Origin of the sequence: Bordetella trematum (assembly GCF_900078335.1) — a bacterium.
Taxonomy (GTDB): domain Bacteria; phylum Pseudomonadota; class Gammaproteobacteria; order Burkholderiales; family Burkholderiaceae_B; genus Bordetella; species Bordetella trematum.
This window is the reverse complement of the sequence record NZ_FKBR01000009.1, coordinates 237,225-258,349: the sequence shown is the minus strand read 5'-3', so window position 1 is coordinate 258,349 and position 21,125 is coordinate 237,225. Positions and strand designations below refer to the sequence as shown.

Genomic DNA, 21,125 nt, shown 5'->3' with positions numbered 1-21,125 from the left:
CGCCAGAAGACGCTCGTGGGTCTCGACTACCGCCACCGCCCGCGGGCATGACAGCCAGCGCCAGGGGGACAAGCGGCAGGCCCGTAACACGCCCCCGTCCGGCCCGATGAACCAGACCGCGATCGGATAGGCCATCGCACAACTGTGCACCGCCCGACACGGGTACAGAAAAAGGCCGCTACGCAAGCCCAGCGGCCGCCTCCTGCCCAGCAAACCGCGCAAACGCCCCCATGCGCCGGAGGCGACAAGCAGGCGCACGCGGCAAGGCCTGGCAACGCATTCATCCGGCGCCGCTCCGTCCCGCCGCGATACGTCCTGACCCGCTTCGCACTTGCCGCAGCCACTCACCAGCCCCCTCCTGCAAACAAATCCACCGCCAGAGGAAAGGCCAGCACCAGAAAGGTGCAGGGAAAAATGCAGGTCATCAACGGGAACAACATCTTCACCGGAGCCTGCATGGCGCGCTCCTCGGCCTGCTGATAGGCCTCGTCACGCAACTGACGCGACAGGCCGCGCAGCACCGGGCCTGCTGCGCCGCCCAAGCGATCGGCCTGCGCCAGCGCCGACACCCAGGCATGCACGCCCGGCACATCGAGCCGCTGGGCCAGAGCCATGAGGGCCTCGCGTTGCGCGCGCCCGGCCCGCTGTTCGCTCAAGGCCTGCAACAATGCGGCAGTCAGGGCGCCTGGGGGGCAATAGCGGGCGGCCAGATACAAAGCATTGGCAAGGCTCTGCCCCGCCTCGACGCACAAGGTCATCACATCCAGCAGAAACGGCAACTGCCTGGCCACAGCCCGCTGATGACGCCGGATGCGCCCACGTATCTGCCAGACTGCTGCAGCCACCGCAACGCCTGCTCCCAGCACCAAGCCTAGCCCCCAGCGCCCGCTGCCGGCAGCCACGACGGCATTGGCCTCATGCCCCGCAGGCGCATCGATCCAGAGCGCCAATGCGGCCCCGGCCGCTGCCCCGACCGCGCCAGCCAGCAAGCCACGCGCGGCCAGCCACGCTACCGGCAGACTGGCGGGCCATTGCCCGCGACTCATCCAGATTCGCAGACGGTCGCGCCAATGCCACCCCAGCGCCGGCTCCAGGGCCAGACTGAGCCGACTCAACCATGGCCAGGCCAGCCGCTCCACCGCGGACAGGCCCTCTGGCTTGGGCCGTGCGCTGCGCAACGTGGCCGCCACTCTCAGAACCAGCACAAAGACCCCCAGCGCCGCCAGCCAGGCAGCCGTGCTCATGGGGCGCTGGCGGCAAGGATGCGCCGTATCATCCACCACCCCACCACCTGCAACAAGGCCACTAACGCCAGGACCACCCAGCCGGCCGCCGTGCGCCACAAAGCCGCCATCGACTCGGGCCGCAAGGCGTACAGCACCATGCCCAAGACGGCTGGCATGGCGCTCAGGACCCAGGCCTGCATCCTCCCCTGCGCGGTCAGCGCGCGCAATTTCCCTTGCGCACGCAGTTGCTCCTGCAAGGCCTGAGCGATGCTCTCCAGGGTTTGCGCGAGATTGCCGCCCGCACTCCCCGCCACGCGAAAAGCCGCAGTCACCAGATGCAGCTCGGGCAATCCGGCGCGCGCCTCCCAGCGGCTCAACGCATCATCGAAAGACACGCCCAGGCGCTGTTCCCTCAGCATCAGGCCAACCTCCTGGGCCAGGGGCGCTTGCGCCAGATCCGCCAGCTGCCGCAGGCCCACCGCCAGGCTGGCGCCGCCGCGCAGGGCGGCAGCCAGACTCAACAAGCCGCCCGGCAATTGCGCCAGCAGGCGTTGCTGGCGACGCCGCCGCGCCCTCGCCAGGCCCCAACCGGGCAGATGCCAAGCCAACAGCGCCACCAACAGGGCAAGCATCCACTGCCCGCTCAGCAGACCGGCCACGCCGCCGGCCGACACGGCGCCCGCCAGCGCCAGCCCCCACAGCTGACGCGGGTCTACGAACACGAATACCTCCTGCAAGCCCAGCCGCATCCCTTGCTGGTAGGCGCCACGGTAGCGGGCCCAGGCCGGCCTCAGGACCGCCAGCAGTTGCCAGGCCATCAGCGCCGCCGACAGCGGCGCCAGTATCAAGGCGAGGGTGAGCGGGATGCTCATGGAGACGCTCCGGGCCAGCCCTGCCAATGCGGCGCCACGAACCCCTGATCGGTCTGGTAGCAAAAGAGGTCCTGCAGCTGGATGGTGCCGCTTTCCATGCCGCACACCTCAGTGATGGCGACCACGCGGCGCCGGCCATCCGCGCCGCGCGCCTGTTGCACGATCAGGTCGACACTGGCGGCCACATACTCCCGCACGGTTGCAACCGGCAGGTCCAGGCCCGCCATCAGCACCATGGACTCCAGCCGGGCCAGGGCATCGCGGGGCGAATTGGCATGCAGCGTGGTCAGCGACCCCTCATGCCCGGTATTCATCGCCGTAAGCATGTCAAAGGCTTCACCCCCCCGGCACTCACCCACCACGATGCGGTCCGGCCGCATGCGCAAGGCATTGCGCACCAGATCACGGATCTCGACGCGCCCCTTGCCTTCCATGTTGGCGGGCCGCGCCTCAAGCGCGACCAGATGTTCATGGGCCAGACGCAGCTCGGCCGCGTCCTCGATGGTGACCACCCGCTCATCGAGCGGAATCGCATTGGACAGTACGTTGAGCAAGGTGGTCTTGCCGGCTCCCGTGCCGCCGGAGATCACGACGTTGCGTCGTTCACGCACGCTGCGCTCGAGATACTGCGCCATGTCGGGGCTCAGCGCCCCGGCCGCCAGCAGATCCTCCATGGCAAGATGGCGCGCCGGAAACTTGCGTATGGTCAGGCAGGTGCCGCGCAGGGCAATCGGCGGAATCACGGCGTTGACCCGCGAACCATCCGCCAGCCGCGCATCGACCATGGGAGCAGCCTCATCGATACGCCGGCCGATGGGCGTCACGATGCGCTCGAGCACATGCCGCAAGGCCTGCTCGCTGCTGAAGCTGCCGACCTGCCTTTCCAGGCGACCAGCCCGCTCCACGTAGATCTGTGCATGCCCGTTGACCATGATCTCGCTGATCTGCGGCTCAGCCAGCAAGGACTCCAGGGCTCCCAGCCCCACCGCCTCGTCCAGCACCAGCCGGCTGAGCTCATCACGATCCACCGAAGCCGGCACCTGGACCAGCCCCTCCCGCAGAATCTGCGCCAGGCTGGCGGCCGCCTCTTGCCGCAGGGCCCCGTCACTCATGGCCGACACATCCCTGCGCCTGAGATCCAACGCCTGGATCAGTGCCTCGTGCAAGGCGACCCGGCAGGCAGACAGCGCAGCCGCCCCGGCGTGTTCCGGCAAGGCGGCCGCGTCCTCTGCAGGCAGGGGCGTCGGCATCTGCGTCTCTGCCGGCCACAGCGGGGCCGCAAGGCCCCCGCCTTGCGGCGCACGCTCATCCGGACTCGCGCCGACACGGGCGGAGGTCGGCGACGGCCCGTCGGTCACTACCCCGGCCTGCCCTGCGGCAGCGCCCACTGCAGCCAGCCGCAAGCGGCAGGGCCCGATCACGATCTGGTCGGCCAGCCCCAAGGGGCCGTGGCGGGCAATGCGCAGACCGTTGACATAGGTCCCGGCCAGGCTGCCCAGATCCTCGAGCATCCAGCCCTGCGCGCTCCAGGCCAGCCGGGCATGCTCACGCGCCACGCGCCAGCTCGCGATAGGCAGCTCACAATGGCGGGCACGGCCGATGAGGACAACAGCCCCCGGCTCCAGGCAACACGAGAAGTGGCTTACCTGTCCGTTCTCGAAGTGCAGCGTCAGTTCCAGCCGCATCGATTATGGCTCCGTGTGCCCAAGGGTTGCGTGCGCCGGCGGCAAGGCCGCAGGCCTTGCCTGCGCAGGTGCCCACTGGGAGGCCGCAGACCCGGGCTGGGCCCAGTCGGCCAGCGCGGCTGGGGCCTCGGGATCTTCAAACAAGCGGGGCGGCTCGGGAAATGCCTGCCGCACAGCGGCCTGGCCGCGCGCGATCTGACGCTGCAGGGCCGGCTCTTGCGGGCCCACGAGATAGGGCGTCACGATGATCAGCAGCTCTGTCTCCTGGGTCTGCTCCCTTTGCTCACCGAACAGCAAGCCCAGGATCGGAATACGGCTCAGCCAGGGAAGCCCACGGCGCTGACGGGTCTGTTCACGCCCCAGGAATCCGCCCAGCACCAGCGTCTGCCCGGATGGGACATTGAATTCGGTTGATGCCCGGCGGGTGCGCATGGCCGGCCCTGCCGGGACTGTCACGGTGGCGTCGATACTGCTGGACTCGACCTCGATACGAGACCGGATCGTGCCGCGCGGGTCGATCCGCGGCGTGATGGTCAGCGCCACCCCATAGGGTTTGAAGACCGTGGTGCCGCGGCCACTGTCATCCGCCGTGACATACGGCAACTCTCCGCCGGCCAGAAACGTCGCCGGCGAGCCGCTGCGTGCCAACAGACGGGGGCGCGCCAGGAACACAGCCTCGCCCGTCTGTGCCAGCGCCTGCAGCCGCGCATCCAGAGCCGCGCGGACTCCCTGCAGCTGCAACCCTGCCCAGCGCCCGCCCAGCTGCGCCACCGCCCCTTCCATCGGCGTGCTGCTCCAGCGCATGCCGAACTCCAGCAACCGCGCCCGCGGCAGCTCCACCACCTGCACATCCAGCAGCACCATCTGCTCCCAACCGACGTCACCCGTCAGGTCCAGCACCTCGGTGTAACGCGCCGCCATGGCGGCGACCCGGGCCTTGTCCTGATCGGACAGGCTACTGCCTTCAATGACAAGATGACGCCCCACCACGCTCAGGCGCAACTGCGGCAGGCCGGCAAGCAGTTGCTCGACCTCGGCGCGTATCCGCCCGAATCCGGCAGGCCGCACCTGCAGGGAGTAGGCCTTGACCGCGCCTGATCGCGTCCAGATGTGCAGGGAGGAACTGCCCTCCTTGCGGGCGAACACGACGACCTCCTTGCCGTCGACGGCAAGGGCTTGCGCCACCTGGCCGCTGCCAACCGCGATCCGGGTGACCCCGGCGGCCGGCAATACACGCGTGCTGCCCTCCTCCATGTCAAGCGCCACTGGCGCTGCGCTGACCGCACCCGTCAGACCCAGCCCCATGCAAAACGCCCATTGCAGCCCTGTCCGATACATCACGGTTCCTCCTTGTCGGTGCCCTCCTGGGCGGCATCGCCATACAACACGGGCACCTCTTCGATCACGGGCACCTGCAGGCCCAGGACATCGGCCGCATCGACCGCCTGGGCCGGCCCCGCCGAGGCACCTTCCTGTTCGGCCCGCAGTGTCAGGGTGAGGGCTCCCATCTGGCGCGCGGCAATCACTCGCAGTGCGTCCTGCGCGCTGGCCTGCAGCACCAGCTGGGCTCGCTCGGAATCAGGAGGAGCGACCACCATGCCGTTCTGCAGCAGCGGCAATGTCAACAGCCTTCCCTGCCGTTGCAAGGACAGGTAAAGATCCACGCGATCCCCCGCCTGCAGCGCTGGCGGCGCTTCAGAGAGCTCGCGCAGCGACAGCGTCAAGGCGCGCATGCCGGGCGCCAGGCGCGCGGCAATCGCCGGCGCCTCAGCCTGGACATCATCCAGAAGCAAGGGATCACCCGCCGTGACCGCAACGCGCAGGCGTAGCCCCAGCAACAGATCGGCCTGCTCCGCGCCCAGCCCGCGCGAGGATGCCCAGGCCGCTGGCAGATCTCGCAGCGCGAGGTCGGCCTCGGTGAGCACCTGCCCGGCGGCCAGATCGGCAGCGGCCACCAGGCGCGGAATCAGCACCACCGTATTGCGATCGACCAGCTCCCGCTCCTTGCCGTCCAGGTAGTGCTGCACCGTCCAGCCGGCCGCCAGGGCAGCACCGCCGGCCAGCAACCACGCCACGCCGCCCGACCATCGCTGCCGCACCGCAGGACTGCACACCCAAGCCATCAGACCGGCCAGCCGTGAACGCCGCTGTTCGTCAGTCATCGACGCCCTGCTTCAACAACAGCATGCCGCTCTCCTGTGCCAATGACGTCAGAAACGCCTCCAGATGCTGCGTGTTCCGCTGCCACCGACCAGTCCCAGCCCCGGCATCAAGCCGTTGCCAACCAAGCGCTTGCAGGCGCTCGTCCAGCCATCGGCCTGCCGCCTCGATTTCCAGGGGCAGGGTCCACAGCGACAGCGATACACCGTCTTCGGCATAGGCCTGCCAGCGGCGCGCCGGCTCACCCAGGTCAAGCGAACCGACGGGGGCGCCAGGGCACAGACGAGACTCGCCCAGTTCACTGCCTGCCCCGCTGGCGCGCACGCGCACAAGCACATGGCAGTCGCCGGCTTGATGGCTCAGCAACAACTGATCGGGAAGCAAAAACAAGGTGGACAGATCGGGCAGGGTTTCCAGCAAGCCGGGCAACGCACGCGCTGGCGGCAACGGCAGACTCTGGCCCGAGAGCACCAGTGCACCCCCTGGGGCCAGCGAGACCTGCAGCCAGGCAGGGCCGCCTGGCGCGGCCTCGGTCGGGATATCTGCCCAAGGCACGTTCTCGCCCGGAAAGCCCGCCCCGGGCAGCGCCATCCCCGCTATCGCGGCGCCCCACCCCACCCTTCGCCGCCAGCCGGATGCTCTGGCTCCGACAAACCACGGTGGCGGCCTCATCGATCGGCCCTGCTGGCCGCAGGCAGGCCAGCCCACGGCATCAACCAGTCCGGATCGAGCTTGCGCCCGGCCCAGGGCCGGTCCAGGGGGCGCAAAGCCAGATCGGCCTGGCGGGCTCGGGCGAGCGAAACGCTGGCCACGTTTTGCCAAGCCAGCGCCGACTGGCCCAGTCGAAGCTGGGTTGCCACCGCGTCCGCGACGGCCCCCGAACCGCCCGCCAACGCCGTATGGCGGACAATGCCGGCCCCGGCGACCTGCGCACGTGCCTGCACCACTGACCAGCTTGCCGGTAATGCCAACCAATCCGAGGCCAATTGCCTGCCCTGCCGGCTGACGCCTGTCTCGGCGACCTGAAAAGGCAAGGCCGTCAAGCGTTGGATGGATTGAACGTCGTCACCGGAAGGCAAGTCGCCCCCCTGGGCATCCACGAATGCCCATCGCCGGCTGAGCTGCGCGGCCTCCATGGCAGCCATGCGGCTGCGCGCCAGGTAGTCCACCGCCATCCAGAGCGAAAGCAGCAGCGTGGTAAGAAGGAGCATTTCCGGCAGGGCCTGACCACTTTGCCGATAGGCACGAGTCTGATGTGCTGCCGGTGGCGTACGCGCCGTGCAGGCACGCCGGGGCGGCGGCATATCGGCATCAATCGGCAAGGCTCCCCGCTTGCCATGCCTGCGCACCAAACCTGGGAGACGCTCGGCGAACCTGCCCGCCCGGCGGCAGGCTTGGCGGAACCACGTGAAGCGCCTGGCTTTCATGGCTGGCCCCCGGAAAGGGTTTTCTGCGGCGTGGGCCAGGGAATCAGCCGGGCCTGCCAATAAGGCTGCCAGAGCGAAGCGACGACCGCAGAGCGGTCGGCTTTCCGGCCCGCAAGAGGTGCGGAGAAATAGGTTTCCGCAGCCGCCCGGGAGGATTGCTCCTGAAACCCGTCGGCAAACCAGTTTTGCCGGGCAAAGCGCAGCCAACCGGCAGGTGGCAGACCCAGATCGGAGTATCCGCCCTGATTGCGCAGTACCACGGCCAACGTGGCCCGCGGCTCTGCTTGCCGGCCGCCTGCCAACCCCACGCCCTCGGGCAGGCCACGCATACCGCCCGGGCGCGTCGCGTCTCGCTGCGCGTAGGAATTGGCCAAGGGATTGTTGCGCCAAGCCCCGGCCAGCAGGCCCGATTGCTGCTGAAACCACTGCCAATAATCGAGCAAGGCAAAGTCTTCCGGCGGCTTGGCGACGTAATCTCGCCCTTGACGCCAGACCCTTGCACCGTTGGCAGCCCAGCCCATGGGGTACTCGCGAAGATAGCAACCGATCCAGCGATTGCTGCGCAAGGCATGAAAAGACAAGGTGTCATACGCGCCCCACCTCCCCTGCTCGTCCAGGAAGGTCCGCCCACGCCGGCGCAGCTGATGGCGCCGGTTCGGGCAGCGCAGCTGCACGATCCAGGCATTGCTGCGGGTCATGTCGCGAGCCCTCAGGAAGGGATAGCGGCCTGCCGCCGCCAGCGCGAGGCGCCGCAGGCCCTGAGGGTGATCCGGGGATTGGCTCGTCAACAGGCGGGGAAAGCTATCGTGCAGCAGCATCATCTCGGGCACCTTGGTTTCGGTTCCATCGGGCAGGCGATAGTTGGCTTGCAGGATGCGCGCCATGTGAGCATCTCGCAGGGCCGTGGTGGCCGACCACTGCTGTTGCGCAACCTGGGCCAGGATCTGATGAACCACCGAATCATGCTGTTTCAATGAGGCCTGCAGCGAAGCCACGCTGTAGGAACCAGACGCCTGACCGCCACGACCCGCGCCATAGGCCAGGCCGAATTGCGGCCCGAACAACTTGCCGATCAGGAAGGCTGGCGGATTACCCAGCAGGCGACGACGCCGTTGTGTCGCGGCCAGTTGCTGCCAGGCCACCAGGGTCGTGAGATGGGCCATGGCAACCTGGTGGGCCAGTTGCGCACGCTGGATGTAGGCCAGCAGGTTCAGTTGGCGGGCCTGCATCAGCGCGCCGCTGTAGGCGACGGCGTCGGCCGTCTGCCCCAGCCGCAACCCGGTCGCAGCCATGCGCGAGGTGAGCGCAGCACCGGCCCAGGCCAGCAGCAACACGGACAGCACCACCAGGCCCAGACCCAGCGCCTGCCCGCATTGCCGGCCTGCGTCGACCCGCAAGGGCCACGACCGGGATGCTGGGCAAGGACTCACTTGGCGCCTGCGTTGCCGGCGAAGGACTTCAGGTTGCGCGCCTTGGCCTGCGCGGCCGCCTTGCTTGCCGCAGACTGCGCCTGCTTGATCTGGGCATTGCCGTCCTCGCCGGCCAGTTCGCGCGCCATGGCTGCCGTTTGCGAGCGCAGCACCTGGCCGAAATACTGGTAGACGGCGATGGCAGCCACGGCCACCAGGGCGACGACGATGATGTATTCGGTCATGGCCTGACCGGATTGGCGTTTTGCCTGTTGCATGAGGCATGCTCCTCTGAGGATTGGTGAGCACCCAGTCTGGAGAGTCCATCGCAAGCCGGCAATTCGCACCAGCCGAGGGTTCGAACGAGCGCAGGGTGTTCAGCCGCGGAAATGGCTGAGTTATATTGAAACCAGCGTCCGGCGCCTTGTAGGCATCAGCCCGGCCATTTGCTTGAACCCTGCCAAGAGGTCTCGAGTCCAATGAAATCCCGCGATTTTTCATCGTGGATCTGGGGCGATGCGCTGGCCCTGCTCCACCAGGCAGAACGCATGCAGCGCCAGATGCTGCAATCTGCCCAGGCCGCGTCCCACGCCTGGGAACCCCCGGTCGACATCATCGAATCGGCCAGCCAGCTGCTGGTAATCGTGGCGTTGCCCGGGGTATGCGCCGATCAGGTGGTCGTGAGCTTCGACCCTGACGGCATCACCGTCAGCGGCGTGCGCCCGATCCCCGCCGGCTACAACGCCCACATTCATCGCCTGGAGATCCCCTACGGCCAGTTCCGCCGCCGTATCCGCCTGCCCCTGCACACGCTGGAACCCGACGAGCCGCGCCTGGCCGATGGCTGCCTGATTCTGACCCTGAACAAACTGAGGGAAACACCATGACCGAACTGCGAGCGCTGCCCGACGATGCCCGCATCCTCATTCCCTTGCGTGACGTCGTGCTTTTCCCCGGCGTGCTGACGCCAGTGACGGTTCGCCGCCAGATTTCCGTGGCGGCGGCCCAGCAGGCGGTCAAGACGGAACAGCCCGTGGGATTCTTGCTGCAACGTGATCCCCAGCAGGATGTCGTCGCTGCGGCCGATCTGCACCAGATCGGCACGCTGGGGCCCATCGCCCGCTACATGACCGGCCAGGACGGCGCGCATCACTTGCTGGTCCAGGGACAGAGCCGCTTCCGCGTGCTGGAGTTTCTCGATGGCTGGCCGTTTCTGGTGGCGCGCGTCGAGCTCCTGGAGGCAAGCGACAGCGGCGACAGCGAGATCGAGGCCCGCCTGCTGCAACTCAAGCAGCAGGCGCTCTCGGCGATCGAACTGTTGCCCAATGTTCCCACCGAGCTCGGGCCCGTCATCCAGAGCATCGATTCGGCCGGTCTGCTGGCCGACATGGTGACCAACCTGGTCGATATCAAGCCGGAGGCCAAGCAGGCCATCCTGGAAACGATCGATCTGGTGCCGCGCCTGGACAAGGTGATCGCCCTGCTGGGCGAACGCCTGGAGGTGCTGCGCCTGTCCAAGGAAATCGGCGAGCGCACGCGCGCGCAGTTTGACGAGAAACAACGGGAAACCGTGTTGCGCGAGCAACTGCGCCAGATCCAGCGCGAGTTGGGTGACAGCGAAGACACCGCAGCTGAACTGGAGCAACTCAAGTCCGCCATCGATGCGGCTGGCATGCCCGATGACGCGGCACGCCATGCACGCAAGGAATTCTCCCGCCTGCAGCGCATGGGCGAGAACAGCAGCGAAAGCGCAATGCTGCGCACCTATCTCGAATGGCTGACTGAACTGCCCTGGCGTGTACAGACGCCATCGCCTATCGACCTGGCGCAGGCGCGCGCCATTCTCGACGAGGACCACTACGGCCTGGAAAAGATCAAACGCCGCATCCTTGAGTACCTGGCGGTGCGCAAGCTCAATCCCCAGGGACGCAGCCCGATCCTGTGTTTCGTCGGCCCGCCCGGCGTCGGCAAGACATCGCTGGGCCAATCCATCGCACGCGCCACCGATCGCGCCTTTCAGCGCGTGGCGCTGGGCGGGGTGCACGACGAGGCGGAGATCCGGGGCCACCGCCGCACCTATCTGGGGGCCCTGCCCGGCAACATCATCCAGGCCATCAAACGCGCCGGCACCAACAACCTGGTGCTGATGCTCGACGAGATCGACAAACTGGGCGCCGGCGGTTTTCACGGAGATCCAGGCAGCGCCCTGCTCGAAGTACTGGACCCGGAACAGAACCAGAAATTCCGCGACAACTACCTGGCCCTGGATTTCGATCTGTCCAATATCATGTTCATCTGCACGGCCAACGCGCTGGACACCATCCCCGGACCGCTGCGCGACCGGATGGAAGTCATTGCGCTGCCCGGCTACACCGAGGAAGAAAAGATCCAGATCGCCCGGCGTTACCTCGTGCAGCGCCAGCGCGAGGCCAACGGGCTGCGCGAAGCGCAGGCCGACATCACCGACGCCGCGCTGGCCACCATCGTGGCCGACTATACGCGCGAAGCCGGCGTGCGCAACCTGGAGCGCGAAATCGGCGCGGTGTTCAGACATGCCGCCATGCAGATCGCCGAAGGACGAACCGGGCAGGTGCATATCGACAGCGCCGACCTGGCCGCCATCCTGGGGCCTCAACGCTTCGAGAACGAAGTCGCGCAACGCACTAGCGTGCCCGGCGTGGCAACCGGCCTGGCCTGGACGCCGGTGGGAGGCGACATCCTGTTCATCGAGGCCAGCAAGACGCCTGGCAGCGGCCGCCTGATCCTGACCGGCCAGCTGGGTGATGTCATGAAGGAATCGGGCCAGACTGCCCTCACGCTGGCCAAGACCTGGCTGGGCGACGCGCTGGACAAGCAGGATATCCACATCCACGTGCCGGCCGGCGCCACGCCCAAGGACGGGCCCAGCGCAGGAGTGGCGATGTTCGTGGCCCTGGTGTCACTATTGAGCGACAAAGCAGTCAGCCCGGCTGTGGCCATGACGGGAGAAATCAGCCTGCGCGGCATGGTGCTGCCAATCGGTGGGGTCAAGGAGAAAACCCTCGCTGCGCTAAGGGCGGGCATCCGCATCGTGATGCTGCCCAGACGCAATGCCCGCGACCTTGAGGATGTGCCGGCACATGCGCGCGAGAAGCTGGAGTTCGTTCTGCTGGATACCGTTGAGGATGCGCTCAAGTGCGCAATCGAGGGGGTTTGCCCGACCGGCTCGGACAAACCGGCACAGGGATAGCCCCTAGCCCTGCGCTGCCGCCTCAAGCTTGGCCAGCTCCGCACGGAGCTGGACCAGGCTGGGCGTGACGATGGGCAGAAAGGCGGCCTCGCGCCAACGGCGCGCAAACCCGCCCCCGTGCGGCGCCATCAGGTAGGCAGCCCCGCCCGTGGCCTGCAACTCGAGTTCGACCGCTTGCTGGGCGATCTCGGCCAGGGCGATCCGCAGACGAAACAGCGCAGCAGGATGAGAGACGAACATGTCCTGCCGCACCCCGTTGATCAGCGCCGACGCACTCCCCTCCAGGCGCTCGTTCAGCTTATCGCAAAGCGGCTGCAAGCCCTTGCCAGGCAACCCCGCGCGCTGCGCCACATCCAGCGCAGCCCGTGCCAGCCCCAAAGACAGACCGCATTGCAGCCCGACCAATCGAGGACGCAGGCCGGGCAGGATCTGCCGGGCGTCCGCCTGCAACACCTGATCCTCAGCCACCCGGACATCCTGCAAATCGATCTGGGCGGTTGCGCTGCCGCGCAGCCCCAACAGCGGCAGGTCCGCCGAGCGCTGCAGGCCAGGCAGGCCATGATGCAGAGCGACCAGCGCCACGCCCCCCTGTGGCAAGGCCGTGGCCGCCGTCGCCACAAAGGCGTCCGGCTGGGCGTTGGTGATCCAATCGATGCGGCCGTCAAGTCGCCAGCCCCCTGCGCCTTCACGCGCCTGGATGCGCAAGCGGTCGAAACCACCCAAGGACTTGATGACATTGGACAGGCCTGAGGCGCCTGCCAGCCTTGCGGCCATCAGGTCCGGCACCCAGCGGCGGGCCAGCGGCACATTGCCACTGCGCAGCAGGGTCTCGATCACGACGCGTTGCCCCCAGGCAAGGAAAGCGGCCGTCAAGGAGTGGCGCGCCAGGTCAGCAATGGCCTCGATCGCATGACCGATGTCCGTCCCTGGCGCGCCGCCCCATTCAGGAGCAACGCCCAGGCCGAACACCTGTGCCTCGGCCAGCCGGGCCAGCACAGGCGGGCCGCCAAGCTCGCCCCGATCCAGGGCCTCGGCCCGGGCCTCGAGCCAGGCCGCTGTTTCGGCAGACAGCCTGAACGGGGCCCTCATCACTGGCTCAGGCTTTGCCTGCCGCCCGGACATCAGCGCTCGGCAGCCTGGGTAATGGCGTTGCCGGCGTGGGACACATCCTTGCCCATGCCAGCCACCGTATTGCAGCCCTGCAACACGAGGCCAAACACGACAAACGCTGTAAGCACTAGCTTGTTACGCATGATGAGCTCGCTCCTGCCTCAGGCGATGCGCACGCGCAGTTCGCCCAGGCCCTCGACGCCGCCCACGATCTCGTCGCCCTGCACCACCGCGCCCACGCCTTCGGGAGTGCCCGTGAAGACGATATCGCCAGGCTGCAGTTCGAACAGGGTCGAGAGATAGGCCAGGCTTTCCGGAATATTCCAGATCATCTGATCGATATCGCTGGATTGCTTGCGCTGGCCGTTGACGTCCAGCCAGATCGCGCCTTTCTCGAGGGTGCCGACAACGCTGCGCGGATGCACCGGCCCCATCGGCGCGGAGAAATCAAAACCTTTACCCACTTCCCAGGGACGACCAAGTTTCTTCGCCTCGCCCTGCAGGTCGCGGCGCGTCATGTCCAGGCCCAGCGCATAGCCCCAGACACAGTCACCCGCCTGCTCGACCGTGAGGTTCTTCCCGCCCTTGTTCAGCACCACGACCAGTTCCATTTCGTAGTGCAGATTGGAGGTACGCGGCGGGTACGGCAGCACGCCCGTATCGCCATCGGCCACCACCGTGACAGCATCGGCAGGCTTGTTGAAGAAGAACGGATCCTCGCGCCCCGTGAAACCCATTTCCTTGGCATGCTCGGCGTAATTACGCCCAACGCAATACACACGACGAACAGGAAATGCAGCGTTGCTGCCAGCCACCGGCAGAGCGACCGTTTCCATGGGGGGGATGACATATTCCATGACCGAAAACCTCGTCGAATACTTTACCGGCGCTGCCGGCGGAAAAGGCGAATAATGCGCGAGTGTATCCCGATTTTTCGGCCGGCACCGCAGTGGCCCGGCCCTCGGAATGGGCGGCGCGGAAACGAAACACGGCAGTGGCGACCCCGGGCCGCGACTGCCGTGTGCAGAAGGCGCTGCCCGCGCGGGCAGCGCAGAAAATCAGCCTTCCTTGGCGTAGCGTTCGACGCTGCGCACGATCTCCTGATGCGCAGCTTCGACACCCTGCCAGCCCTTGACCTTGACCCACTTGCCCTTTTCGAGATCCTTGTAGTGCTCGAAGAAGTGCTGGATGCGCGCGACGTCTTCGGCCGGCAGATCCTCGTACGACTTGATGTTGCGGTACGGGGGGTAGAGCTTTTCAACCGGCACAGCCAGCAGCTTGGCATCGCCGCCCGACTCGTCGTCCATTTCGAGCACGCCCAGAGCGCGGCAACGCACGACGGCGCCGACCTGGATGGGGAACGGCGAAATCACCAGCACGTCGGCGGGATCACCATCTTCCGAAAGGGTCTGCGGAATGTAGCCGTAGTTGCACGGGTAGTGCATCGCCGTCAGCATGAAGCGATCCACGAAAATCGCGTCGCTTTCCTTGTCGACCTCGTACTTGACCGGGTCGGCATTCATCGGGATTTCGATGATGACGTTGAAATCTTCCGGCAGGTTCTTGCCGGCGGGGATGCGATCAAAACTCATATAGAAACCTTGCTGAGTAGAAACCAAAAAGAATCATCAAACCTTGCCGCGAGCCGGCGACGTCTGCCCGGCCTTGGGATCATCGCTCTCGTCGGAAGACGAGGTTGCATAGCCACTGGCCGGCGTCTCGTAGACCTCGACGGGGATGGGTGCGCTGTCGAAGTATTCTTCGATGTCCACGGCAGAACGCAGCGGCACGTCGGCGGCAGGCGGCGGCGCCGCATCCAGGCCCGGACTACGGGCATCGGGGTCCAGCACATAATCCACGGCCGAAGGCGCAGGCACCTCGGCCAGCGCCGCGTCTGCGGCGGCGGACTCGCCCGCCATGGCGGCATAGACCGCAGGCTCGTCACCGTCGGCAAAGGCGCCCTCGGCATCCAGGCCGCGCGGATCAGCTTGCGTATCGGCGGCCGGCAGCGCTGCATCCAGCGCCAGGATGGGCAAGGCAATGCGTGCCGCCGTGGCCAGGCGCCAATGCTTGGCTGCGTCGGCAGGACGATTGAGGCGGTCATAAAGGCTGCCCAGCAGCGCATGCGTCTGCGGGTCATTCTGACGCGCAGCGCTGCGTTGCAGATAACGTTCCGCCTGCCCCCACAACTGGCCATTCAGGCATAGCAGACCAAGCGCGGTGAGCATCTCGGCATCGGCAGGACGCTGTTGAGCCCAGATTTCCGCCTTGGCCAGGCGGCGCGCCACCTGGGCCGGCTCGCAGCGGGCGTAGGCCGACACCAGCACCGGGTTGAACTTGGCCGCAATGGCGGACTCAAGCACCCGCGCCGCCTCATTGTCTTCACCCGCCGCCTCGAAAGCGGCAGCCGCCGCCAGGGCAACATGGGGCAACACGCGCTCATCGGCCTTCAGGTCTTTCCAGACGGCGCGCCATTGATCATCGGCCATGCCCGCGCGCAGACGCGCCGCGGCAGCACGGTCGATCAATTGCTCGCCCTCGGCCTTGTCCAGGGCGTTACGCCGCAGCAGGCCGCGCGCCAGGGTAAAGACCTTGTCATGATGGCCCAACGCCGTTTCGGCGCGCAATTGCAGACGCATGGTGTGCAGATGCCGCACGCCGCCGTCCTGCAGCGGCGCCAGAACTTCGAGTGCCCGCGCCGGCTGGCCTTGATCCAGCAGCATATCGGCCGCCAGAGTGGCCGTCGCCTCCTGCAGGCCCGCATCATCGCCAGCGGCCTCCCGGGCACTGTCAAGCATCTGATCGCGACGGTCGAATTCGCCAAGACCATGCTTGGCACGCGCCGCCGACAATGCCGCCAGTACGCGACGGTTGCGCACGCGGGTCTGGTCAAGCAACTTGACCATGTCTTTCTCGGCATGCGAATAACGGCCTTCGAGCAGGCTGATCCAGCCACGCTCGAGCAGCTCGTGATCACGCGCCTGGGCACGACGGCCACGCCAGGCCCGCACACGATCGGGAATCGCCACCAGCCAGGCCAGCAGGCGCAACCCGACATACAGGGCCACGAACAGTGCCACCAGCAAGGAAACCGCCAGCGTCAGCGACAACTCGATGCGCCAGGGCGCAACCATGATCAGCACATTGCCGGGATGCGCCCGCAGGATGACAGCCACGGCTACGGCCACGCAGGCCAGCAACAGGGTCCAGAACCAGGTACGCATGGGCTCAGTCCTGCTCTTCGGGCTTGAAGCCCGCGGCGCGCAGCGCGGCGATGCCGTTCAGGCTGTCCGCCACGTCGGGCACCCGCACGGCAATATCGGTCTGCAGCAATTCGCGCGTCAGCGCCTGTGCCGCCCGGGTTTCAGCCGAGTTGGGATCGAAATAAGTGTTCAGGACGTCGGCGACACTGTCGAGCTCGCTTTTCCAGACCGTGGGCTGGCGCATAAGCATGGCCAGTTGCACAGCCAGCAGGCGTTGACGCAGCACCGAGCGCAGATCGGCGGCCTGGTCGGTCGACAACAGAACGGCGGCCGGCTGGTCGACCCGCTGCACGCGGATCAGATCGCCCATTTCATGGGCCAGCGCCGAGCCGGCGCGGCCAGGCCAGGAACCGATTTCCGTGCGCCAGCGCTCCCACCAGGGGGCATCGGCCGGCAGCGCATCGGCGGCCGGGGGCGCTGCCGGCAGCGGCTCGGTGGCCGCGGGCATCGGCACGCTGTTGCGGGCCGCGGCATCAGGCACCAGCAAGGGGGCGCGGCTGACCAGCGCCATCAGGCGTTCGATACGCCCGGATACCGCTGGAATGTCCACGGTATGCACGGCACGCAGTCGATCCAGGTCCACCTCGATCGACTGCTGAAGGCTGGCGAAACGCGGCCGGTCGGCGCGTGCGAGGCGAGACTGCGCGCTCTCGAGGGCAACGATGGCGTTATTGACGTTTCCGGCCAGACGCAACTGCTGGCTGGCCGTGGTGATGAGGCGCTCGACGTCATTGGCCAGCATCTGATCGCTGGTGCCGTCATTGAGGTTCTCCATGGCCTGTTGCAGGGTGCTGTACTGGCTTTGCGCCTCGCGCACCTTGGCCTCGAGCCCGGCCACCTGGGCACTCTGGGCACGCGCCAGCGACAAGGCCTCACGGACATCGCTGCGCGATTGCGCGAGTTCGGCGCTCAGTTTGTCCAGACGGCTGGCAATCTCTCTGTTGGCGGTTTCGGATTGCTGTCGGGCCGCCCACAGGGCGGCGCCCAGGCCGATCGCAATCAGCAGGACGATGATGAAAGCTACCGGCAAGCCACCGCGCTTGCGGGCAGGCTTGGCGGGCTTGGCGGTTTCAGCCGCAAAAGCATGCTCGGCCGAACCACTGGCCGGGGTGTCCGGCGCACGAGATGAAGTGTTGTCTGTCATGACGCGATTGTATTCGTTGATGGCATGAGGCGACCAATTACCCTGCAACTAAAGCCTCGAAAATCGCCTCATCAACAGGCAAGCACTCTTTTACCATTGCGACCGGCCCATCGCCACCCAATGCGCCATGCAGGCGCTGCCGCAATACCGGATGGGTGATGAGGTAGCGGCACTGCCGCATCCAGCCCAGCACGCCGGCGCCGGCGGCCTGAGCGGCAATGGCATCGATGCTTTCACCGCTGGTGATCAACCAGTTGGGGTGCTGCTGCGTGGCAGCCCAATGACGTACCTGGGCCACTTGCTGCGCGCTCCAGGCCTGGGGCTGACGCGCATAAACCGCATGGATGAACACCTCGACGCCATGCGCACGCAGGCGGTCGGCCAGCCAGTTGCGCCCCTGCGTGCCCCTCAGGATCAGCACACGACGCGGCAACGGACGGGCCATCAGGCACTGCCAGAGGGCTTCGGAATCATGGGTGGCAGCTTGGCTGCCGGGATGAATAAGTGTTGTTTCTGCGCCAAAAAAACCGCTATCCCGGAGCGCCTGTGCGCTGGCCGGGCCGACGGTCGCGGCCGCACAGGATGCCGGCCACTGCCCTCCCGCGGGAAAGGCCTGGCGCAAATACAGGCGGGCGGCGTTGCCGGATACGAATACCGCGAGGTCGAAATCGTCGGGGCTGGGCACCGCAGACGGGGCGACCTCGACCGGATCGATACGCAAGGCCGGCCAGACATAGACGGACCGGCCAGCCTCACGCAGCGCGTGGGCCAGCCCGTCGTTGCGCCCGGCCGGACGCGTGAGGATGACAAGAGCGCTCATGGAGCCCTCCTGGCGGTCAACCCGCCGGCTGGTCTTGCAGCAATTCCGCCAGGATGGCGTCGGCGCCGGCGCTCAGCAATTCCTGAGCGGCCTCGATGCCGAGACGCTCCGCATCGGCGGGCGAACCCGTACGTGACGCACGCAGCATGCGCTTGCCATCCGGACTGGCGACCAGTGCGTCGATCTGCAGGCGCTCGCCCTCAAGCTGGGCAAACGCCGCCAGGGGCACCTGACAGGAACCGCCCAGCGTACGCGAAACGGCGCGCTCTGCGCTGACGCAGGCCGTCGTATGGGCGCAGGCCAGCGGCGCCAGCCAGGCCTGCATATCGAGCCGGTCATCGCGGATTTCGATACCCAGCGCGCCCTGCCCGGCCGCCGGGAGGCTCTGCGACGGTTCGAGGTACTGGCGAATGCGTTCCGTCAGGCCCAGGCGTTGCAGGCCGGCCGCTGCCAGCACCACGGCATCGTAATCACCCGCATCAAGCTTGCCCAGGCGGGTGTCGAGATTGCCGCGCAGGGGTTTGACGACGAGTTCGGGCCGGGCTGCACGGATCTGCGCCTCCCGGCGCAGGCTGGAGGTGCCCACGACGGCCCCTGCGGGCAGCTCGTCCAGCGACGCGTAGCGTCCGGAGACGAAGGCATCGCGGCAATCTGCACGCTCGAGGATGGTGCTGAGCGCGAATGGCGCATGCATGTCCACCGGGACATCCTTGAGCGAATGCACTGCCAGGTCGGCGCGGCCGTCCAGCAATGCATGCTCCAGCTCTTTGACGAACAAACCCTTGCCCCCGACCTTGGAAAGGGTGCGATCAAGGATCTGATCGCCCCGCGTGGTCAAGGTCAGGAGTTCGACTTCGCACGCCGGATACAGCGTGCGGAGGCGGTCACGCACATGCTCGGCCTGCCACAGGGCAAGCCGGCTGGCGCGGGTAGCAATTACCAGGCGCTGCGGCAACGGCACGTGTGCCGTCACAGGAAGGCCGACGCGGCGACCGTAGCCACCACGCCGATGAGCGCCAGGATGAACAGGCCTTGCAGAAGGCTCAGGCCGGATTCGGATTGTTGCTGATCTTTAGTCTTACGCAGACTCATTAGAGGTTTCCTTGGAGGCTTTTTTCTTGCGACTTGCCAGCCAGTGGCCCAGGCCAACGACGAGCAGCGCACCGACGACTTCCACGGCAATTTTAACCATCTGCGGCTGTTCGCCAATTTGATTCACGACAAACACGTCGGTAACCAGCATTCCACCGGCAATCCAGCCCAGCAATGCGGCGCCGAACATCACCACCAGCGGGAAGCGGTCGATCAGCTTGAGCACCAGGGTGCTGCCCCAGATGATGATGGGCACACTGACCACCAGGCCGAAGACCACCAGGCCGATCTGGTGATCGGCGTGGGCGTTCTGGGCCGCACCGGCAATGGCGATGACGTTATCCAGGCTCATGACGAAGTCGGCCACGATGATCGTCTTGACCGCTGCCATGATGGACACGCCGCCCTGGATGTTTCCATGGCCGTCGTCTTCCGGCACCATGAGCTTGATACCGATCCACAGCAGCAGCGCGCCACCGACGATCTTCAGGAAAGGAATATTGAGCAGGGTCAGCGCGAAAGCGATCAGCACCACGCGCAGAATAATGGCGCCGGCCGTCCCCCAGAGAATCCCTTGCATGCGCTGCTTGGGCGGCAGATTACGGCAAGCCAGCGCGATCACAACCGCGTTATCACCACCGAGCAGAATGTCGATCAGGATGATCTGAAAGACGGCAGCCCAGCTGAGGGTCTGAAAAAACTCAAGCACTTGTCACTCCCAAAGGCATAGATAGCAAATCCACCGCTAAGCCGCCCGTGAGAGATGCCCAGGGCGGCCGCCCTTTCCTTCTGAGGGAAAGTTGCGGCACAACCCCTGATTGTAATTCAGCTTTCAGTCAGCCTTCTGACGGCTGATGAAAAACTTTCCTAGGGCAAGCACCAGTATGGCGCCAAGCACACCGCACATCAGGCCGAACTGGTGATGCGTCACCCCCAGCGCGGTATCGATGCGTTCGACAGGCCCTTGCAATGCCGGATCACCCACCAGCAGTTCGCCAGCAATGAAGCCCAGCAGCGCGGCGCCCACCCAGACAATGACCGGAAAACGTTCGATGACCTTGAGCAGCAGCGTGCTGCCGAAGATAACCAGCGGAATGCTGATCGCCAGGCCCAGCACCAGCAGCGTCGTATCGCCCATGGCTGCAGCGGCAACCGCCACGACGTTGTCCAGGCTCATCACCAGATCGGCGATCATGATAGTACGGATGGCGGCGAACAGACCGCCGTTTTCCTTGCCGGCCCCCTCGTCTTCATTCTCGGGCATCAACAGGGTGACGCCGATATAGACCAGCAGCAGCGCGCCCACCAGCTTCAGCCAGGGCAGCAGCAACAGTTTTGCCGCCACGAGGGTCAGCACGATACGCATGATGATGGCCGCCGCCGAGCCCACGAAGATGGCCTGCTTCTGTTGGTGCGGGGGTAGCGAACGGGCAGCAAGCGCAATCACGACGGCGTTGTCGCCGGACAGCAGAATATTGACCCAAATAATCTGGAGCAAAGCGATCCAGAATGCAGCAGAACTGAGTTCCATGCCTCTCTTTCCTAGAATGATCCCCTAGGTGTTGAAGTGATGTTGGATGGATGCGCACCTGCCGTCTCTTGCGGGCGCGAGCCGTGACGGACTTGTTTTCGATGCGTGGAACGACGGTAACCCCCCTTTCCCGCTTTCATTATAGTTTCGTTCTTCT

General features: G+C 66.3%; 22 protein-coding genes. 2 read left to right on the top strand and 20 right to left on the bottom strand.

Annotated features, from left to right (window positions below; genetic code table 11):
• Positions 1-344 precede the first annotated feature (344 nt).
• The 9 genes from A7V84_RS03905 to A7V84_RS03865 all read right to left on the bottom strand — a co-directional run bounded on the left by A7V84_RS03905 (position 345) and on the right by A7V84_RS03865 (position 9,057).
• The gene (locus A7V84_RS03905) at positions 345-1,244 is read right to left on the bottom strand and encodes a type II secretion system F family protein (RefSeq protein ID WP_082833046.1); all 900 of its coding nucleotides are present in this window, start codon (positions 1,242-1,244) and stop codon (positions 345-347) included.
• Positions 1,241-2,098 carry a type II secretion system F family protein gene (locus tag A7V84_RS03900; protein ID WP_063492464.1) on the bottom strand — a complete coding sequence of 286 codons (858 nt, stop codon included), beginning with the start codon at positions 2,096-2,098 and terminating at the stop codon, positions 1,241-1,243. The genes A7V84_RS03905 and A7V84_RS03900 overlap by 4 nt, the downstream gene beginning before the upstream one ends.
• Positions 2,095-3,783, bottom strand: a complete 1,689-nt coding sequence (locus tag A7V84_RS03895; protein ID WP_063492465.1) for an ATPase, T2SS/T4P/T4SS family — start codon at positions 3,781-3,783, stop codon at positions 2,095-2,097. Before A7V84_RS03895 ends, A7V84_RS03900 begins: the two co-directional genes overlap by 4 nt.
• Before the next feature lie 3 nt (positions 3,784-3,786).
• A complete protein-coding gene (locus tag A7V84_RS03890) occupies positions 3,787-5,121 on the bottom strand; it encodes a type II and III secretion system protein family protein (RefSeq protein WP_063492466.1) in 1,335 nt (444 codons plus the stop codon).
• Positions 5,121-5,945, bottom strand: coding sequence for a Flp pilus assembly protein CpaB (gene cpaB, locus A7V84_RS03885; protein WP_025512482.1), 825 nt, complete (start codon positions 5,943-5,945; stop codon positions 5,121-5,123). The genes A7V84_RS03890 and cpaB overlap by 1 nt, the downstream gene beginning before the upstream one ends.
• Positions 5,938-6,534: a hypothetical protein gene (locus A7V84_RS03880; RefSeq protein WP_063492467.1), complete on the bottom strand. Its 597-nt coding sequence runs from the start codon at positions 6,532-6,534 to the stop codon at positions 5,938-5,940. Before A7V84_RS03880 ends, cpaB begins: the two co-directional genes overlap by 8 nt.
• Positions 6,535-6,611: 77 nt before the next feature.
• Complete coding sequence (locus tag A7V84_RS03875) at positions 6,612-7,154, bottom strand: hypothetical protein (RefSeq protein WP_033534446.1); 543 nt, start codon at positions 7,152-7,154, stop codon at positions 6,612-6,614.
• A 212-nt stretch (positions 7,155-7,366) separates the two neighbouring features.
• Positions 7,367-8,767, bottom strand: a complete 1,401-nt coding sequence (locus A7V84_RS03870) for a pilus assembly protein (RefSeq protein ID WP_115638869.1) — start codon at positions 8,765-8,767, stop codon at positions 7,367-7,369.
• A gap of 29 nt (positions 8,768-8,796) precedes the next feature.
• The gene (locus A7V84_RS03865; RefSeq protein WP_025512487.1) at positions 8,797-9,057 is read right to left on the bottom strand and encodes a hypothetical protein; all 261 of its coding nucleotides are present in this window, start codon (positions 9,055-9,057) and stop codon (positions 8,797-8,799) included.
• Between the two features lie 201 nt (positions 9,058-9,258).
• On the opposite strand from A7V84_RS03865, the gene A7V84_RS03860 reads away from it, so the two are divergent.
• Positions 9,259-9,666: an Hsp20/alpha crystallin family protein gene (locus A7V84_RS03860; protein WP_025512489.1), complete on the top strand. Its 408-nt coding sequence runs from the start codon at positions 9,259-9,261 to the stop codon at positions 9,664-9,666.
• Entirely contained in the window at positions 9,663-12,008 is a 2,346-nt protein-coding gene (gene lon / locus A7V84_RS03855; RefSeq protein WP_063492468.1) for an endopeptidase La, read from the top strand. Before A7V84_RS03860 ends, lon begins: the two co-directional genes overlap by 4 nt.
• A 3-nt stretch (positions 12,009-12,011) precedes the next feature.
• Here lon and A7V84_RS03850 read toward each other — a convergent pair whose 3' ends face one another.
• The 11 genes from A7V84_RS03850 to A7V84_RS03805 form a co-directional block, all read right to left on the bottom strand.
• A complete protein-coding gene (locus tag A7V84_RS03850) occupies positions 12,012-13,097 on the bottom strand; it encodes an acyl-CoA dehydrogenase family protein (RefSeq protein WP_033534447.1) in 1,086 nt (361 codons plus the stop codon).
• Between the two features lie 32 nt (positions 13,098-13,129).
• Entirely contained in the window at positions 13,130-13,261 is a 132-nt protein-coding gene (locus A7V84_RS03845; RefSeq protein WP_025512493.1) for an entericidin A/B family lipoprotein, read from the bottom strand.
• A gap of 18 nt (positions 13,262-13,279) precedes the next feature.
• Positions 13,280-13,975 carry a fumarylacetoacetate hydrolase family protein gene (locus tag A7V84_RS03840; RefSeq protein ID WP_025512494.1) on the bottom strand — a complete coding sequence of 232 codons (696 nt, stop codon included), beginning with the start codon at positions 13,973-13,975 and terminating at the stop codon, positions 13,280-13,282.
• 201 nt (positions 13,976-14,176) lie between these two features.
• Positions 14,177-14,710, bottom strand: coding sequence for an inorganic diphosphatase (gene ppa, locus A7V84_RS03835; protein WP_025512496.1), 534 nt, complete (start codon positions 14,708-14,710; stop codon positions 14,177-14,179).
• A 36-nt stretch (positions 14,711-14,746) separates the two neighbouring features.
• Positions 14,747-16,342 (bottom strand): heme biosynthesis HemY N-terminal domain-containing protein, encoded by a 1,596-nt coding sequence (locus A7V84_RS03830; protein WP_063492469.1) that lies wholly within the window; start codon positions 16,340-16,342, stop codon positions 14,747-14,749.
• A gap of 4 nt (positions 16,343-16,346) precedes the next feature.
• On the bottom strand, positions 16,347-17,525 hold the full coding sequence (locus A7V84_RS03825) for a uroporphyrinogen-III C-methyltransferase (RefSeq protein WP_025512498.1): 1,179 nt from the start codon (positions 17,523-17,525) through the stop codon (positions 16,347-16,349).
• A gap of 37 nt (positions 17,526-17,562) precedes the next feature.
• Positions 17,563-18,345, bottom strand: a complete 783-nt coding sequence (locus A7V84_RS03820) for a uroporphyrinogen-III synthase (protein WP_025512499.1) — start codon at positions 18,343-18,345, stop codon at positions 17,563-17,565.
• 16 nt (positions 18,346-18,361) lie between these two features.
• Positions 18,362-19,306, bottom strand: a complete 945-nt coding sequence (hemC, locus tag A7V84_RS03815; protein ID WP_025512500.1) for a hydroxymethylbilane synthase — start codon at positions 19,304-19,306, stop codon at positions 18,362-18,364.
• Between the two features lie 8 nt (positions 19,307-19,314).
• Positions 19,315-19,437: a hypothetical protein gene (locus A7V84_RS21745; RefSeq protein WP_025512502.1), complete on the bottom strand. Its 123-nt coding sequence runs from the start codon at positions 19,435-19,437 to the stop codon at positions 19,315-19,317.
• Complete coding sequence (locus A7V84_RS03810) at positions 19,424-20,146, bottom strand: TerC family protein (protein WP_025512503.1); 723 nt, start codon at positions 20,144-20,146, stop codon at positions 19,424-19,426. The genes A7V84_RS21745 and A7V84_RS03810 overlap by 14 nt, the downstream gene beginning before the upstream one ends.
• A 123-nt stretch (positions 20,147-20,269) precedes the next feature.
• Complete coding sequence (locus A7V84_RS03805) at positions 20,270-20,968, bottom strand: TerC family protein (protein WP_025512505.1); 699 nt, start codon at positions 20,966-20,968, stop codon at positions 20,270-20,272.
• Between the last annotated feature and the right edge of the window lie 157 nt (positions 20,969-21,125).

Coding starts and splice junctions, on each gene's coding strand:
- A7V84_RS03905 (WP_082833046.1), bottom strand. CDS start 1,244: ATGAGCACGGCTGCCTGGCTGGCGGCGCTGGGGGTCTTTGTGCTGGTT.
- A7V84_RS03900 (WP_063492464.1), bottom strand. CDS start 2,098: ATGAGCATCCCGCTCACCCTCGCCTTGATACTGGCGCCGCTGTCGGCG.
- A7V84_RS03895 (WP_063492465.1), bottom strand. CDS start 3,783: ATGCGGCTGGAACTGACGCTGCACTTCGAGAACGGACAGGTAAGCCAC.
- A7V84_RS03890 (WP_063492466.1), bottom strand. CDS start 5,121: ATGTATCGGACAGGGCTGCAATGGGCGTTTTGCATGGGGCTGGGTCTG.
- cpaB (WP_025512482.1), bottom strand. CDS start 5,945: ATGACTGACGAACAGCGGCGTTCACGGCTGGCCGGTCTGATGGCTTGG.
- A7V84_RS03880 (WP_063492467.1), bottom strand. CDS start 6,534: ATGGCGCTGCCCGGGGCGGGCTTTCCGGGCGAGAACGTGCCTTGGGCA.
- A7V84_RS03875 (WP_033534446.1), bottom strand. CDS start 7,154: ATGCTCCTTCTTACCACGCTGCTGCTTTCGCTCTGGATGGCGGTGGAC.
- A7V84_RS03865 (WP_025512487.1), bottom strand. CDS start 9,057: ATGCAACAGGCAAAACGCCAATCCGGTCAGGCCATGACCGAATACATC.
- A7V84_RS03860 (WP_025512489.1), top strand. CDS start 9,259: ATGAAATCCCGCGATTTTTCATCGTGGATCTGGGGCGATGCGCTGGCC.
- lon (WP_063492468.1), top strand. CDS start 9,663: ATGACCGAACTGCGAGCGCTGCCCGACGATGCCCGCATCCTCATTCCC.
- A7V84_RS03850 (WP_033534447.1), bottom strand. CDS start 13,097: ATGAGGGCCCCGTTCAGGCTGTCTGCCGAAACAGCGGCCTGGCTCGAG.
- A7V84_RS03845 (WP_025512493.1), bottom strand. CDS start 13,261: ATGCGTAACAAGCTAGTGCTTACAGCGTTTGTCGTGTTTGGCCTCGTG.
- A7V84_RS03840 (WP_025512494.1), bottom strand. CDS start 13,975: ATGGAATATGTCATCCCCCCCATGGAAACGGTCGCTCTGCCGGTGGCT.
- ppa (WP_025512496.1), bottom strand. CDS start 14,710: ATGAGTTTTGATCGCATCCCCGCCGGCAAGAACCTGCCGGAAGATTTC.
- A7V84_RS03830 (WP_063492469.1), bottom strand. CDS start 16,342: ATGCGTACCTGGTTCTGGACCCTGTTGCTGGCCTGCGTGGCCGTAGCC.
- A7V84_RS03825 (WP_025512498.1), bottom strand. CDS start 17,525: ATGACAGACAACACTTCATCTCGTGCGCCGGACACCCCGGCCAGTGGT.
- A7V84_RS03820 (WP_025512499.1), bottom strand. CDS start 18,345: ATGAGCGCTCTTGTCATCCTCACGCGTCCGGCCGGGCGCAACGACGGG.
- A7V84_RS21745 (WP_025512502.1), bottom strand. CDS start 19,437: ATGAGTCTGCGTAAGACTAAAGATCAGCAACAATCCGAATCCGGCCTG.
- A7V84_RS03805 (WP_025512505.1), bottom strand. CDS start 20,968: ATGGAACTCAGTTCTGCTGCATTCTGGATCGCTTTGCTCCAGATTATT.